This is a genomic window from Paenibacillus sp. YN15 (assembly GCF_003285005.1).
In the GTDB taxonomy this organism is placed as follows: Bacteria; Bacillota; Bacilli; order Paenibacillales; family NBRC-103111; genus Paenibacillus_AR.
Genome location: NZ_QMFA01000003.1, coordinates 325279 through 339978 on the forward strand (window position 1 = coordinate 325279; position 14700 = coordinate 339978).

The 14700-nt window shown below is 49.7% G+C and carries 14 protein-coding genes and 1 tRNA gene; 11 read left to right on the forward strand and 4 right to left on the reverse strand.

Annotated elements, in window-relative coordinates:
* Positions 1-57: 57 nt before the first annotated feature.
* Positions 58-423 (reverse strand): VOC family protein, encoded by a 366-nt coding sequence (locus DQG13_RS04605; protein ID WP_113018559.1) that lies wholly within the window; start codon positions 421-423, stop codon positions 58-60.
* A 71-nt stretch (positions 424-494) separates the two neighbouring features.
* Between DQG13_RS04605 and DQG13_RS30655 the strand changes: the two genes are divergently transcribed.
* Positions 495-659 carry a hypothetical protein gene (locus DQG13_RS30655; protein ID WP_181592580.1) on the forward strand — a complete coding sequence of 55 codons (165 nt, stop codon included), beginning with the start codon at positions 495-497 and terminating at the stop codon, positions 657-659.
* Positions 660-1167: 508 nt separating this feature from the next.
* Here DQG13_RS30655 and DQG13_RS04615 read toward each other — a convergent pair.
* From DQG13_RS04615 to DQG13_RS04625, 3 genes are all read right to left on the reverse strand, one after another.
* Positions 1168-2025, reverse strand: a complete 858-nt coding sequence (locus DQG13_RS04615) for an Rpn family recombination-promoting nuclease/putative transposase (RefSeq protein WP_113018561.1) — start codon at positions 2023-2025, stop codon at positions 1168-1170.
* Between the two features lie 181 nt (positions 2026-2206).
* Entirely contained in the window at positions 2207-2872 is a 666-nt protein-coding gene (locus DQG13_RS04620) for a tyrosine-type recombinase/integrase (protein ID WP_258525456.1), read from the reverse strand.
* A gap of 358 nt (positions 2873-3230) precedes the next feature.
* Positions 3231-3316, reverse strand: a tRNA-Leu gene (locus DQG13_RS04625).
* 669 nt (positions 3317-3985) lie between these two features.
* Here DQG13_RS04625 and DQG13_RS04630 point away from each other — a divergent pair.
* The 10 genes from DQG13_RS04630 (at position 3986) to DQG13_RS04670 (ending at position 14298) form a co-directional block, all read left to right on the forward strand.
* Positions 3986-4402 carry a sigma factor-like helix-turn-helix DNA-binding protein gene (locus DQG13_RS04630; protein ID WP_113018562.1) on the forward strand — a complete coding sequence of 139 codons (417 nt, stop codon included), beginning with the start codon at positions 3986-3988 and terminating at the stop codon, positions 4400-4402.
* Positions 4399-5010 carry a hypothetical protein gene (locus DQG13_RS04635; RefSeq protein ID WP_113018563.1) on the forward strand — a complete coding sequence of 204 codons (612 nt, stop codon included), beginning with the start codon at positions 4399-4401 and terminating at the stop codon, positions 5008-5010. The genes DQG13_RS04630 and DQG13_RS04635 overlap by 4 nt, the downstream gene beginning before the upstream one ends.
* Before the next feature lie 162 nt (positions 5011-5172).
* Complete coding sequence (locus DQG13_RS04640; protein ID WP_113018564.1) at positions 5173-5547, forward strand: minor capsid protein; 375 nt, start codon at positions 5173-5175, stop codon at positions 5545-5547.
* A 21-nt stretch (positions 5548-5568) separates the two neighbouring features.
* A complete protein-coding gene (locus tag DQG13_RS04645; protein ID WP_113018565.1) occupies positions 5569-6096 on the forward strand; it encodes a hypothetical protein in 528 nt (175 codons plus the stop codon).
* A gap of 65 nt (positions 6097-6161) precedes the next feature.
* Entirely contained in the window at positions 6162-6551 is a 390-nt protein-coding gene (locus DQG13_RS04650) for a hypothetical protein (RefSeq protein WP_113018566.1), read from the forward strand.
* 77 nt (positions 6552-6628) lie between these two features.
* Positions 6629-6844 carry a hypothetical protein gene (locus tag DQG13_RS30660; protein WP_181592575.1) on the forward strand — a complete coding sequence of 72 codons (216 nt, stop codon included), beginning with the start codon at positions 6629-6631 and terminating at the stop codon, positions 6842-6844.
* A gap of 4 nt (positions 6845-6848) precedes the next feature.
* Positions 6849-10928 carry a phage tail tape measure protein gene (locus DQG13_RS04655; protein ID WP_181592576.1) on the forward strand — a complete coding sequence of 1360 codons (4080 nt, stop codon included), beginning with the start codon at positions 6849-6851 and terminating at the stop codon, positions 10926-10928.
* 2 nt (positions 10929-10930) lie between these two features.
* Positions 10931-11476 carry a distal tail protein Dit gene (locus tag DQG13_RS04660; protein WP_113018568.1) on the forward strand — a complete coding sequence of 182 codons (546 nt, stop codon included), beginning with the start codon at positions 10931-10933 and terminating at the stop codon, positions 11474-11476.
* Between the two features lie 2 nt (positions 11477-11478).
* Entirely contained in the window at positions 11479-11874 is a 396-nt protein-coding gene (locus DQG13_RS04665) for a phage tail fiber protein (RefSeq protein ID WP_113018569.1), read from the forward strand.
* Positions 11875-11973: 99 nt separating this feature from the next.
* Positions 11974-14298, forward strand: coding sequence for a peptidase G2 autoproteolytic cleavage domain-containing protein (locus DQG13_RS04670; protein WP_181592577.1), 2325 nt, complete (start codon positions 11974-11976; stop codon positions 14296-14298).
* The last annotated feature ends 402 nt before the right edge of the window (positions 14299-14700 follow it).

The following is a 14700-nucleotide window of genomic DNA, read 5'->3' on the forward strand; positions in this document are numbered from 1 at the left end:
TGCTTTTTTCCATGTCACGATTTCATCCCGCTGTGTTAGCAATAAGCCGCTTACGTCTTAAACGTCGAATTCCTGGTCACGGGTTGGAAAGCTTCTAAAGTAAATATGATTGCCGTCAGGGTCAACAAAGTGCATGTTGCGGGCTCCCCACGGACGTGTGGTAGGCGGCTCAATAATCTCCACTTGATTATTTTTTAAACGTTCGTATTCGGCATCAACATTGTCCACTGTAAATGCCAATGCAATATTGGAGTTATGTTTGGCTCTATGGATTCCATCATTATAAATCGTTAGTGCAGTTCCCTCAGTAATGATAAACTGATGTACAGGGTCGTTACTGCCATTGTCGATCTGCAGAATCGTTTTATAAAAATTTGCGAGAGCAATCACATCATTCGTCAGCAAGCTTACTTCGCCAATCATTCTTTCGCTCTCCTTATAAATAACCGTTTTTTCCAGTATATCATCATTAAGGTAAGAATGGAGTTGCACTTATGAAAAGATTAGTCATCATTACAGTCGGTAAAACACATAGCGGGAAAACAACATTTGTGCTGCCGCCAACAAGCGGCGAAGCGGACTATTTGTTTGCAATTAAAGACAGCAATGAAATTCAGTCCATCATTCAAAAGATTACATATATCGCTCAAAGCTTGTGAGTGGTTACTGCTGCTTGGAGCTCTATATTCAAATTGACTGACCTGGAGACACTTGGGGATAAAGCGAAGTCTTATTGCTTGAAGGAGGCAGATTCGTTAAGTAGTCTAATCACAATGATTAAGAATGCGGAAATGAATATTTCGATCCCATGCCTTCTATATAACTACAGTGGCATTGCTGATGATTTGCTGGAACTCGTTAGCTGCGGCAAGGTAAAGATTGAATCAAAGGTTATTGATTTTCTGACTCGTGAGACCGAAGCTTTCCAGAAATCAGACTATCATGGAAGTAATACAATCTTCTTTGTCTCCAAACGGGAATTGCCGAAAATCAAAACGATCATTGCATCCGCTACCCTCAATCAGACTGTCTACGAAAAATTTATTGGTGAAGACCTGTCCATATGGAATCACCAAAGAAATCTCCGGAGGGGGAAATAGCAAGGGAGCTCCGCATTGGGAAGCTCCCTTATTTTTCATTTCTTCAATGCAACTACTCTTGGTTTACTCATTGAAGCGGCATAAGCTTCCTGATTTCCTGCTCTACAAGCTTGGATGCCTTTGAGATAACAGAGATGTCTACTCCAAGAGCAAGCAACTCACGGGCCATTTCTTCTGCCTTCTGACGTTGGCCTTCCAGCCTTGCACCCTCAATTCGCGACTTCTCATCACTTAGAGCCTTCATCCGGGCCTCGTACTCCATCCGGGCCGCGGCATCCTGACTCAAGAACTCCAGCGTATCCATGGCTTTCTTCAGCATCGGCTCATTCATCGCCAGCACCTCCCAATTGGATTTGTCCACGCCTTTCAAAAACAGCAGCCAATTGACCAGTCCGCCTTCCTCCAGCGGCACAGAATGCTCGTCTAGCTTCGACAATTCAATGACATGAATCTCGATATCATCGGTGAGCGGAATCCCGGTATGATCCTCCCGCAGATGAAAGATGCTATGATACCGCTCATTGTTCAGGAGAGTGAAATCCAAGATATTAATGGTGATGCACTTCTTTAGTGTATTGTAATTGTGTCCCTTTGGAATCTGATGATAGTACATTTCGCTCCAATAAAACAGTGTCCGCTTTTCCATATGGTACGGGTTAAACAATTGGAGTTCAATATTAATAAGCTGCCCGTTCGCCGTCTTGGCCTTAATATCCATGATGGACAATTTGTCGCCAGGACTGTCTGGCTCCGAATACGGATTCAGCAGCACGATCTCCGTCAGCGGCGGCTCCCCGGCTTCCCGAAAGGTGCTGTTCAAGAACGCCAGCAATACGTCTTTGTTATGTTCGCTTCCGAAGATTCGCTTGAAAATTACGTCTACTCTTGGATCGAGCAATTCAAATTCCATGGTTATCAACTCCATTCAAGTTCATTATATCATGCAGCGTATTGTTTATATACTTTATATACGCCGTATTCATGTTTAAGTGATTAGGGATGATAGGAGGATAGAGTCTCGCGAAGGGAAGCAGGGAGGACCGCGGCACATTTGCAGGTAGGCTATTTGTGCCGCGGCAATAATTTGTAGTAGGAATGAACCTGACTTACTTAAGCTTTTTAATTCTGGATACTTCAGGAAGCAACTTGCTTAAAGGAGAAGCAGCGGCATGTTGTTCTCTTAGGTCATTATTGGTTAATGCGACATACCGCTTCGTCATTGTTAAATCACTGTGACCCAGAGTCCTTTGCAGTACCAGTGCATTGACTCCATTGCGGATATACTCTAACGCAAATGAATGCCTCAAATCGTAGGGGCGTATGTGGAATCCCAGCATCTCGCTGTACTTTTCAAGACGGTCACCCCACGTATGCCTGTTCAGTTTTTTTCCCTCACAGGAGCAGAAGATGGGTACCGCCTCATTCCATTCTAAAGGACGGACTTGGATTAGTGAGCGTATTACTTTTACAGTTTGTGACGAAATGGGCAAGGTTCTGGACACTCTTGTTTTGGCGTTAGCGGCAGTAATGTAGATTTCATGAGCGGTTGGATTGAAATCAACGATGGACAAGAATAAAGCCTCCTTGGGACGCAAACCGGTATCCATGGTCAGCATGATAAGGCCGAGGTCACGCAAGCCAGCGAAGGTTGTTTTATCCGGCAGCTCAAGCAAATGCTTAAGAACATCCGCAGGGATATTGACGATTCGACCTTCATCTTTTTTCTTCTTGATGGATAACAGCGGGTTTTCACTAATGTAGTCCTGTTCCAAACACCAGTTGAAAAACGTCCGAAGATAGACCAATCGGTTATTAAAGGTGCAGGGCTTGATATCTTCCTGCCCCAAGTGTTGAAACAGGTTTTGTTTTAAATCGCTTTCTTAAAAAACAGGAACTGCCCTAACGCATCCTGCCAGCTTACCGCGGTCATTTGCTTAATCTTTTTTACCCGTACCACGAAAAAACTCCTCCTCAGACTTGTGTTTGACAAGTACTGAAAAGGAGTCGTTCCAAGGGAGTTCTGTGCAGTGAAATCGCTCGTAAAAGCAGCTTACAGGTACACAGAACCATAGGCTGTTCAGGTAGGCTTCAACTTTGGTCAAAGCCTCCAGAACCCAAGAAAATCAAGTATGCCGAGAGCGGGACTTGAACCCGCACGGTGGTCACCCACCCCAGGATTTTAAGTCCTGTGCGTCTGCCGATTCCGCCATCCCGGCTTGGCTGTTGCGGAGTTTCACCGCTTCTCACTACGCTTTATTCGTATCACCGCACAGGATACGGTCTGACAACGCAAAGCCAGCGGTTATAAGGGCTGCGCAATTGTTTCAATCCTGTTCGTAAGCGTCAACGGTTGATATCGTATCATAAACTGGCGCGATATGTCAACGATTTGTTAAGCGTTCGCATCTCCACGTTGCTTTGCCATACAAATCCCGTCAAATTAGCCGCGTTAACTATCCGCAAGGGATTCGTAGCCACACGTTTACCTATCACATTATTTACCACAAATCCTACGTAATCTCTACGTGGGATTTTTTGCATCCCTGTTTCGAGGAGATTGGCGGGGATTGGGCGGAGTGTATCCGCAAATATGATTATACCGAGATTGGTCGGGGAAGCAGAGGCGAACACCTCTCTTGACCAGTCCGATGCAGCAGCAGTAAGAGCGAGCAGTAGTCCTCCAAGAATCCCAAATTTCATTTGCCATTTCAGCAAAAATTGCTATTTACGCAAAAATACAAGCGTGGTAGAATGAATCTATAAAAAGCAGAACATACATTCCCATGCGGAGTAAAATTTAAGAGAATGAGTGAATACGCGCAATATATATTTTTTATGAATTGCGCAGCGTGGAATCCAAATTCTGCACAATGGGAGATGAGGTCATGGGTTTGGTAAAAGTGGATATTGAAAAAGATCAGCGCAAATTATCCGCCAGGTATGCGTTAAACGATAAAACCGGCGTCCGGGAGCTGCTTTGTGACCAGTATCATATTGCCAGCAGACGGTATAAAGGCGATACTGCGGCCAGTGATATTCTCATTGATCTGGACAGCGCGATCCGGTCCGCGGGACTAACGGAGAGGCAAACCAAGGCGCTGGCCTATGTATATGGAAGCCGGCAGCTTTCGCAGAAGGAAGCGGCGCTTGTTATGGGAGTGCGCCAGAATACCGTCAGCGAGCTGCTGGATATGGCGTTGGAACGGATTGCCGCTTCTTTTCGCCGGTGGGATTATGAGGAGTTGGTGGTTGTCCATGCCGCCTCTTGGAACGAAGTGGAAGGAGGGGAAGCTTCGATATGACACAGGATGATACAGCCCAATCTGCGCAGCTTGCCGCCGCCGCACTGCAAAAAATCTTGAAGCGGCGCAAGAACGACGACACGATCCGGTTTATGTATCAGGGTGCAGCTTATGATATAGCCAGTCGCGAGGAGCGCATAAGCGTGATCCGCGCCATTACAGCCGATTACGCGGCGATCCACTCTGCGTGCGTATCCGCCGCTATGGAGCAGTGGATGCAAAATGGCTGCAAAGGCAAACGGCCGCGCCCGCTGCCTGGCGATGCCGCCCTGCTGGAGGCATTGGCTAACGCCATACTGGATGAGGAGCTTACGGACAGGAACGAGTACAAAGTGTCCCATACGGAATACCCGTTCCTCTCGGAAACTCAATTCCGGGCGCGCAGAAGACGCGAACTCGCTCTGAAAATTGCCGAGGAAAGGGGCGTTGACGGACATGATTATCGACTTCCTACGCGGAAGCGGCGACCCCAGCGGGATATCGGCCTTCGTGACCGGGAGGCCCATCAGCACAACCGGAGGCAATCGGCGCAATATATGCGGGATACAACCCCCGGAGAGATGGTGATCTACCATGTAAGCCGACTGAATAATTTTTTGTCTACATAACCGATATTCTCCTCCGTCTCGCGCCTATACGTTATGAGAGGGACACGGCCGGATCGGCCCTGCCGAGACAAAGCGTGTGATCCTGCGATTGCAGGCGCGAAGGGAGGTGAGCAGATGGCATAGAAAGCGTTAAGGCAGAGGCTGTCACAGGGAGGCGATAAAATGGCGTTGACAGTGGAGGAAATAAATTCTTACTTGCGCACAGAGGTCCCGCAAATTGCCTTTGTTGACAATGATTTTGCCGCCGCCAGTCCGGAGGAATGTGCGTATACAAGAATATTGGGCGGCAAAGCTCCCAGCAAATGGACGAAAAAAGCCGAGCCCGGCATTCAAATTGTGGTGCGCGCTCTATCCACCGCTACGGCTGAAGCGGCAGCGAACGCCGTTTATGCGGCACTTCACGGCAAGTCGGAGTTTATGCTTGGCGAAGTGCGGGTGGTCAAATGCACCGCGGAACAATCCGCGCCCGGGTATACCGGCAAGGACGAAAGCAACCGCATTATGTATTCGCTGAATTTTACTTTAATAACCATGTAGAATCGAAGGGAGACCATTGAAATGGCACAGGATATTAATAAGATTGAACTTGGACCGTGTATTGTAGAATATGGCGAAGGAGCCGAGAAGGTATCGTTTGAAACGACCATTGGCGGCGTTGTGCTGACCAGTGAAACCACCTACCGTGATCAAAAAACGGATCAAACGGGAGAAACCATTGTAGGCAAGCGGATTACCGGGCGGAATGTCTCCGTCACCATTCCCTTTGGGGAGTACGAGCTGTCCATCATTCCGAAGATCATGGTTGGCGCATCGGTTGTCACCAACGCCGATAAATCCAAGGTCCAGATCAATACGGGAGTTGGCCTGAATCTTGTGGATACGGCGAAGAAGGCGGTTATTAAGCCCATCGCCAGACTGACCGACAAGGACTACTGGGTCACCATTCCCCTTGCCTATTCCGAGACGGACCTGTCCTATACGTACAATAACGAAAATGAACGCATCACCAACATTACTCTCCGGTCCACTCCGGATGAGAACGGCATTGTTCTGATTCTGGGCGACGAAACCATTACCCAGGCTTAAATCACATGAAGATCAGCGTAGAGGGGACGGGCTTGCCGTTCCCTTTGCCATGAGGAGAGGAAGCTATGCGCTTTGTACGGTCGGATTCGGTAACCATCGGAGGGAAACGTGTGCCGGTGCGCAAAATTACCATAGCGCAGTGGCGCGAGCTGTTCAGCACTATTAATGTGCTCCCGCAATTGCTCATCAGTGTTTTGTCGGCGCCGCAGTCGGAGCGGGCCGGATATTTTGTCGTGGCGGTTCGGGAATCCCTTGAAGATGTAACACGCATAACCGCCCTGCTCACAGGGTTGGAGCAAGAATGGATTGAGCAGAATGGGGCTCTTGATGAGCTTGCCACATTTCTGTTGGAGACGGCGAAGGTGAATAACTTTGCGGAGCTCCTAAAAAACGTGCGCGGCGTCTTGGGTCCGTTGGGAATCAATCCGGCGAAGCCGGACGCCGGCAGCCAATAACCATTGATATGTTCTTTATTCAAACTGCGGTCCAATTGGGCAAATCGCAAATGGTGTTTGAATCGGAGTATTACATTATGGATATCTTCGATGTCATCGAAGCCCATAACCGCATGGAAGCTGGCAAAACCCTGGAAGAGCTAAGCATCGGCCTTTTGTCCAACGGGGCGGATGCCGCCGCATTGTGCAGATTTACCGAAAGCGTCCAGCAGCGTGCAGGAATCGCAACGGAGTCCCGCAGGACGGAGTTTGACGAGGAGGGCTTTGAGGCGTTGCGGAGGGCATTGCGTTAGGGAGGTGAGCATTACGGAAATCATTAATATAGAAAAGCTGACGGATAAGGTCCTTCGGGATATCAACTCGTTTCTTGCCAGTATGGAAAAGGCGAAAACCAAGGCCCGCGAGCTTTCCGTTGCCGGGAAAGAAGCGTCGCTGTCGTTTGGCAAGCTGAACGGCGCGCTGACTGCAGCATCGTTTGACAAGCTGAATGCCGCATTGGCTGCCACAGGTGCTTCAGCCGCGCAGATCAACAGGATCAATGAAGCCTTGCTTAAGGCAAATCCGGAGGTGTTGCGCGCCCAGTTGGCCAATGTAACCGCAGAAATGCGCAAGCTTGGCGCCACTGAGGGGGATATAGCCACACTAATGAAGGAATTCGAAAAGCCGGCGGCAAACCTGTCCAAGATAAGGACGGAAGTCGACGTCTTGGGTGAGGCTTATACGGCATTGGCCAAAGGAATGGCAGCGCTTATCCAAAAATCCATAGCCTCCTCCGCCGCATTCGAGCAATCCATGGCCAAGGTCAAGGCAGTTTCGCAGGCAACCGGCACAGAGTTTGAAGCGCTGCGGAATCAGGCGCTTGCTTTTGGAGCAAGCACGAAATTTACGGCGGGACAGGCGGCGGAAGCACAGGCGCTTATGGCGCAATCCGGACTGAAGACCCGGGATGTAGTGGCTGCCCTTCCAGGTGTATTGACCCTGGCCGCTGCCGGCCAAACCGATCTTGCCTTCTCTGCGGGCATTACCTCCGCTGCGCTGAAGGGCTTCGGGTTAGCTTCGGAAGATACGGCGCGTGTAGCGGATGTTCTGGCGAAATCGTCGCTGGACACTCACAGCAATGTAACCAGCCTGGGAACGGCGCTTAAATACGTGGCCCCTGTTGCTGCGACCACGAAGCTATCCCTTGAAGAAGCGGTTGCGGCTATCGGACAACTATCGGATGCGGGAATCCAGGGAGAAAGCGCCGGCGCCTCTCTCCGCTCTATTTTGGAGTCGCTGTCCTCGCCGTCAAAGGAAGCGGCGGAGTATCTGCAAAAGCTCCATGTCTCCGCAACCGATTCCTCCGGCTCCATTCGGCCGCTGGGCGATGTGATTGGGCAATTGCAGAGCGCATTTGCCAACCTGACGAAAGCTCAGAAGGAGGATGCCGCCGCCACTCTTGTCGGGCATGCCGCCGCCGGCGGTTTGATCGCCCTGATTGACCAGGGACGCACCACCTTTGACAGCTATACCGAAAGCTTGAAGAATGCCGGAGGGACGGCCAAGCTGGTGGCCGGAACCCAGATGGACACATTGTCGGGGTCGACCAAGCAATTGCAGGGGGCGCTGGAGAGCGTCGGCATTACAGTAGGCGATCAATTTGCTCCGGCGATTCGCATGGCAGCAGAGGCCGTGACGCACATATTGTCAGGGTTTAATTCTCTTAGCCCGTCGTTGCAGAGCGCCATTATCGCCTTTACGACGATAGCTCCGCTGGTTGCCGGGGGAGTGGTGGCGTTTTTGGCGCTGAAGACGGCGTTGGAGGCTGCAAAGGTAGCCATAACGGGGTTGGGAATTGCAACGAATGCCGCTTTTCCGCTTATCGGCGCAATTTCACTGGCTGTCGGCGCACTGGCCGCAGGGGCTGCCGTTTTGCATGGCAAATATCAGGAGGCTGCGGAAGCGACAAAACGTTTTGCCGAAGCCAATAAAGCATTAAATGACTCTCTCAATGAGTCCCCGCTCAAACGGACAGCCGGCGACCTTGAGGAAATGCGTGCGGAAATTTCGGAAACGACGCAGGTTCTTCAGGAACGGGCGAATATTCAGGCAAAGATTGACGCGTTTAAGCCGAAAGGGATTGGCATAGGTGCAATGGGAATGGCCATGTCCGAACTCCGCGAATTCGACAAAGAATTGGAGAAGGCCGATGCCAAGCTTCGGGATATGGGCTATCAGGGCGCTGAGAAGGCGGAGGAAGCAATTGTGAAGCTGACTCGCGCAATTGAAGAGTCTGTGCCTGCGCTTTTGTCCGAAAAACGGGCGGAGCTGGAATCGTTGTCGGCAAAGGTGCAGCATATTGACCGGATGGAGGAGCTGCGGGACAGGTATGTTGAGCTGTCGAACATAGAGTCCCTGAACAACTCGCAAAAAGAAGAGACGCTGTCGATCTATAAGCAGTTAAAAGCGGAGTATCCAAGCCTGATTGGCGAAATGGATGAAGAAGGCATGGTCCGTATCAACAATATGAGTATCGTCAATCAGCAGATTGAGGCGGAAAAGGAGCTTGTGACCGTTGCCGCCTATTCCAACAAGGCATTTCTCGAAAACTTGCGGAATACAACAGCAGCGCAGCTTGTCTATGTGCAAGCCCGGGTTGACTCCTATAAGCGCTTGGAAACCGCTATGGACCAGATTGCCCAGTCCGGCAGTTTGTCTGTGGACGATCTCATAACCGAGAAGCAGTTTGCCCGCGCCAACAAGAATATCGAAGAAGCAGTCAATGAGCAAATGACCCTGCAGACCACACTGGCAGATATTGACCGTCTAATTGCTTCCATCACATCGGGCACATACAAGGAGCTTAAGCTCCCGACAAAAGCAGACAAACCCATACCGGACAATAATCTGAATCCCAATGGATCGGGTAAAACTCCGGAAGAAATTGCCGCCGAGCTGCGAAAAGAACAGTTTGAGGCCGCTATGACCACCATGCGGTTTGAAGCGGAGATGTATGACCAGTCTGCAGAGCAACAAATTGCAGCGCTCCAGCAGATTAAAGAAAAGCATGGACAATATCTGCAAGAGAGTATTGATAACGCACGCTCCCTTCAGCTTCAGTTAAAGGCGCTTCATGTGCAACAGCTGAAGGATGAAGAAGCGGCAGCCAAGGCTGAGTACGACGTGTCTGCCAACTGGATCGACATGGAGGAGCGCCGTCTTCGGGAAAAAGGAGCGGCTGAATCCGAGATCGCGCAGATGCAGCTTGATGCCTGGACTCGCGTCAGAGTCCGTTATAAAGAGGATACCGCCGAGTATAAAGCTGCGGATAAGGCTATGTATGATGCCCGCATGAAGCTGATCAAGGAGGCGGAATCCGCCGCCAAGGAAGCTGAAGAGGAGCATCAGGAGCGCACGCGGAATGCCACCAAGACCTTGCTTGACAACATAGATAAGCAGAAAAAAGCCGAGCTTGACGCTCTGGATGAGCAAAAAAAGGCGGTAGCCAGCTATTACGATCAGCGGCTCAAAGGAATCGAAGCGTCGGAACGCCAGCGCAGCCGTTCGGAATTAGAGGCCGAAGCGGAGAAATACCATCTGGCAACAAGTGAAGCCGGTCAGAAGCGGTATGCAGAATTGACGGAAGAGCTTCGCAAGATGGACGTGGAAGACCAGAAATCCGCACTGGAAGAAGCGCGTGACGCGGAGTTGAACAAATTGGAGCAGCGCAAAAACGACATTGAATCCTGGTATAACGATATCAAGGTGACCATTGAGGGATTTAACGGCGATGTCCAATCCATCTATGCCGCCACCGAAGATGTCCGTTTTGCCGCTTTTGTCTCGACAAATGCCAAGATCATGGCGGAGATGGCGCGTTTTAAACAGGAGATGGCTGTGGCTGACAGCATGCTGACGCAGACTGTACCGTTTTCAGAGGTGGGGGCAATTGCACAAATGAAAGCAAATGCCAGCGCTTGGTGGACTGCCGATGCTAACCAGAAGCTCGTTTTACAGAAGGAATCTCAAGCTCTCGGGGCAAAAATAGGCGCAGTCTACGTAGACGGAGCATGGTACAAAAACGGTATGCCGCTGTTCCATAGCGGAGGCATTGCCGGCATCCAAAGCTTCCGCAGCGCTTTAACGCTTATGCCCGATGAACTGACTGCCATACTCCGCCAGGGTGAGGTAACGCTGACGCCGGCGCAGGTTAAATCGCTGATTGAAGTGGTAAGCTCCGGCACCAGCGTTGGCCCTACAACGGTGCATATCGGAAAAATCATCGAAATGAACGGCGCAACATTCGAGGACGGCACCGACTGGACAGAGACTGTCCGCGCATCCGGGTTTGAAACTGCCGAGCTGCTGCGCAAGCAACTAACCGGAGGGGGGGCGTAAGCATGGCGTATATCTTTACTTACCGGTCGCGCAGATGTACGGATTTCGGGGTTAATTTGCTGTCCTATGCGGTTGGTTCTCCAGAGCTTCGAGAGACAGAAGAGGACATAGACGGCAGGCCGGGTGTCATTGATTACGGCACCGAGTGGAGGAAACGTACCCTTACCTTGCGCATTGATGTTACTCCGGACAATGATCCGTTCAAAAAACGCCAATCCGCTATATATAACTGGTTGAAGCCGACCATTGGATACTCTCCGCTCATCTTTTCGGATGTGCCGGACCGCACCTATTATGCCAAAATAACCGGCTCTCTGGGCGCTGAGCAATTCGGCAGGTACGGAGAATTTACGTTGACGTTCAAATGTGCCGATCCGTTTGCCTATGGGCCCGAACGGATTATCGAGACGGTCCTAACGGCGTCTCCGTTCGTAATCAACGCTGAATCCGACGGCATGGAGGCCACTCCGCCCATTTACGAGCTGACCAATATCAGCGCAAGCCCTCTCGCAGGCTTTACCATAACAAACGAATATGAGGTGGAGTAACAATGAATATTTCCAACTATTTGGCTTCTGCGCTTCTGAATCAAGTGTTTCGGAACACCGCATACACACGGCCGTCTACAGTCTATGTGGCGTTATATACGTCCAATCCTACGGCGGCAGACACCGGCACTGAGCTAAGCGGAGGCGGCTATGCAAGACTTGCGGTTACTTTCGCTGCCCCAACAGCTGAAGGGGGTAAGCAGGTTCTCAAAAACAGCACACAAGTACAGTTTGGGATTGCGTCGGCGGATTGGGGAACAGTGACACATATCGGATTGAAGGATGCGGCAACCGGCGGAAATTTATTATTTTTCGGCGCCGTTGATAACCCAAGAACTATATTGACAAACGATAGACTGACCGTATCAGCCAATAATCTGACACTGACGCTTAGTTAAGGAGGGCATTGAACCATGGCGCAAACAACGATGTATTCGGCAATACCGAACAGTCCGCGGACGGAACTAAGCGCGGCGATTACGGAAACGGACGGATCAATGGATGTAGTGAATGCGGCTCTCCTTCCTGCGGCTCCGAATCTGGCGACCATCGGAACGGATGAAATGCCGGAAACCATCCTGTATACGGGCAAATCCGGCAACAGCTTGACCGGGGTCACCCGTGGCTTCAACGGAACAACAGCAAGAGCATGGAGTCCGGGAACGAAAGTGGCGCGGTACTTCACCGCCTATGACCATGACGCCTTCCGCGGAAATATTGCAGATCATGAAGCGCGGCTGGCTCCAGTCGATGCAGCCACCAACGCAGCAACGGCTGGAACGCTGGTCAAACGAGACGCCAACGGCCGGGCCCGGGCAGCAACTCCTTCAGATGCTACCGATATTGCCAATAAGGGCTATGTCGATGCATCTGTACAAAGCGCCCTTAGTGTAAAAGCTAATTTGGATTCTCCTGTTTTCACTGGCTCCCCTAAAGTGCCCACAGCTGGTACATCCACAAATGATACCACCGCTGCGTCAGCTGCTTTTGTTCGCGCTGCTATTACTCAATATGCTGCTGGAGTCCCTTCGGGAACAGGCGCCAATTCGACTCTTTTAGGGACTAATAATATAGCGTCAGGAGCAGCTTCTTTGGCAGAAGGGGCGGATAACCAAGCTATTGGAGAAGCTTCCCATGTGGAAGGGTCTAGAAATATATCAACAGGCCCGTATTCTCATACGGAAGGATGGTTTAATTTTAATAAAGGAACCGCCACCCATGCAGAGGGACGCTTAAATAGCGTAGAGATTAACGGTGGATATTCTCATATAGAAGGTACAGGAAATTATATCAATGACCATTCTTCTCATGCAGAAGGTGCAGCCAATATAGTTGCAAATGGAGAAATAGGGGAGCCTTTAAGGATTGGTAATGCCTATAATGAATGTTATCTTACTATAGTGGGTGAAGACACCTATAAAGTACAAGGATACACAATTGGTCAAGATGTTGTAGTAACTTATCTTTCTGAATTTGATCCAATTGCTACGTGTATTAGAACAACAATAGTATCATTTCCAGAAGACAATACAGTAATTATTGCTGATGGACTACCAAATGCAAATGCTGATGGTGGATATGGGATCATAATACCATATAACGAATCTTATGATTATCTAAATGGAAGAGGTCAACATGTAGAAGGTGTGGGATGCGGAGCATTTGGAAAAGGTGCTCATGCCGAAGGATTAACGACAATTGCATTAGGACTTGCAAATCATTCAGAAGGAATATTGACTACCTCTAGAGGGGAAGCATCACACGCAGAGGGAAGTTATACACTAGCTTCTGCATGGGGGTCACACGCAGAAGGAAGTGGAGGTAAGGCGTTAGGAACAGCATCACATGCAGAAGGAAGTTATACACAAGCATATGGTAACTTTTCTCATGCAGAAGGAAATTTTTCTGAGGCATTAGGTCATAGATCACATTCAGAAGGCGATTCAACAAGAGCTTCTGGGTCAAATTCTCATACAGAGGGAGATAATTCAGTCGCATCAGGAATTTCTTCTCATGCTCAAAACGGTTCTACAAGAGCAACAGGAAATTACTCTCATGCAGGTGGACTTGGAACAGAGGCACGATATGCACAAACTGCTATTGGTATATTCAATATTGGATCAACTACAATAACAGATACTGCATACAATGCTTCTGGAGAAGCATTAATTATAGGCAATGGTACAATATACGCAAAAAGTAATGCCTTTAAAGTCTTATTCAACGGAACAACTTACGCAGATGGAGCTTACAATTCCACTGGTGCTGACTACGCGGAATACTTCGAGTGGTTAGATGGTAATACTGAGGAAGAAGATCGCGTAGGATTCTTTGTTGCCCTGGATGGAGAAAATATCCGGAAAGCGACATCTGAGGATGACGATATCCTGGGGATTGTGTCCGCCACCCCTGCTATCATAGGTGATGCCTATGAAGCATGGAAGGAAAAGTATGTAACTGACGAGTGGGGACGGATTCAGTATCAAGAGATTCTTATCCCTGCTGTCAAAAACACTATTACCAATATTGATTCCGAAGGGAATGAAACGGAGGAGGAAATCGAAGTTTCTCCGGAGCACTATGATATCGTCCCCGTCCTTAATCCTGATTGGAATCCTGAACAAGAGTATGTTAGCCGGGAACACAGACCAGAATGGGCCCCTGTCGGAATGATCGGAAAGCTGCTTGTGCGCGATGATGGAACTGCACAAGTAAATGGACGTGTATCCTCCAACGATGAGGGTGTAGCCACCGCTTCTGCAAAAGGATACCGTGTGTTGAAGCGTGTTTCCGAAAACATTATACAAGTGCTTATTAAGTGAGTAGGTGAGCGAAAGTTGCGTAGCCTGGGCTGCTTACACGTAGCCGGAAGGGCAGCGCTGATCCTCCAGCAGTTTTAAGCAGCGCTCCATGCGTAACCGATTGGCTACTCCATTGGGTCCCATTCCTTTGGAGGGGGGTGACAACAAGAGTCCGTCCCCGCTTATCTCTTGTCGCTGGACCTGGACCAAGACGGAAATCCTATCCCGGATGCCGAGTAAGGCCCACGCCGCATAGGCGTATTTTTTATGCCCCTGGATGGGTATCCGGGTGCTATCTTTTTTCGAGGAGACGAGCGCAAATGTTTAACCGTAGTGCCTTTGGACAATCCGCATTTAACGTAAGCGTCAAACTGAGACCACCTTCAAAAGAGTAGAACACCATGAGATACTGAGTGTACTATT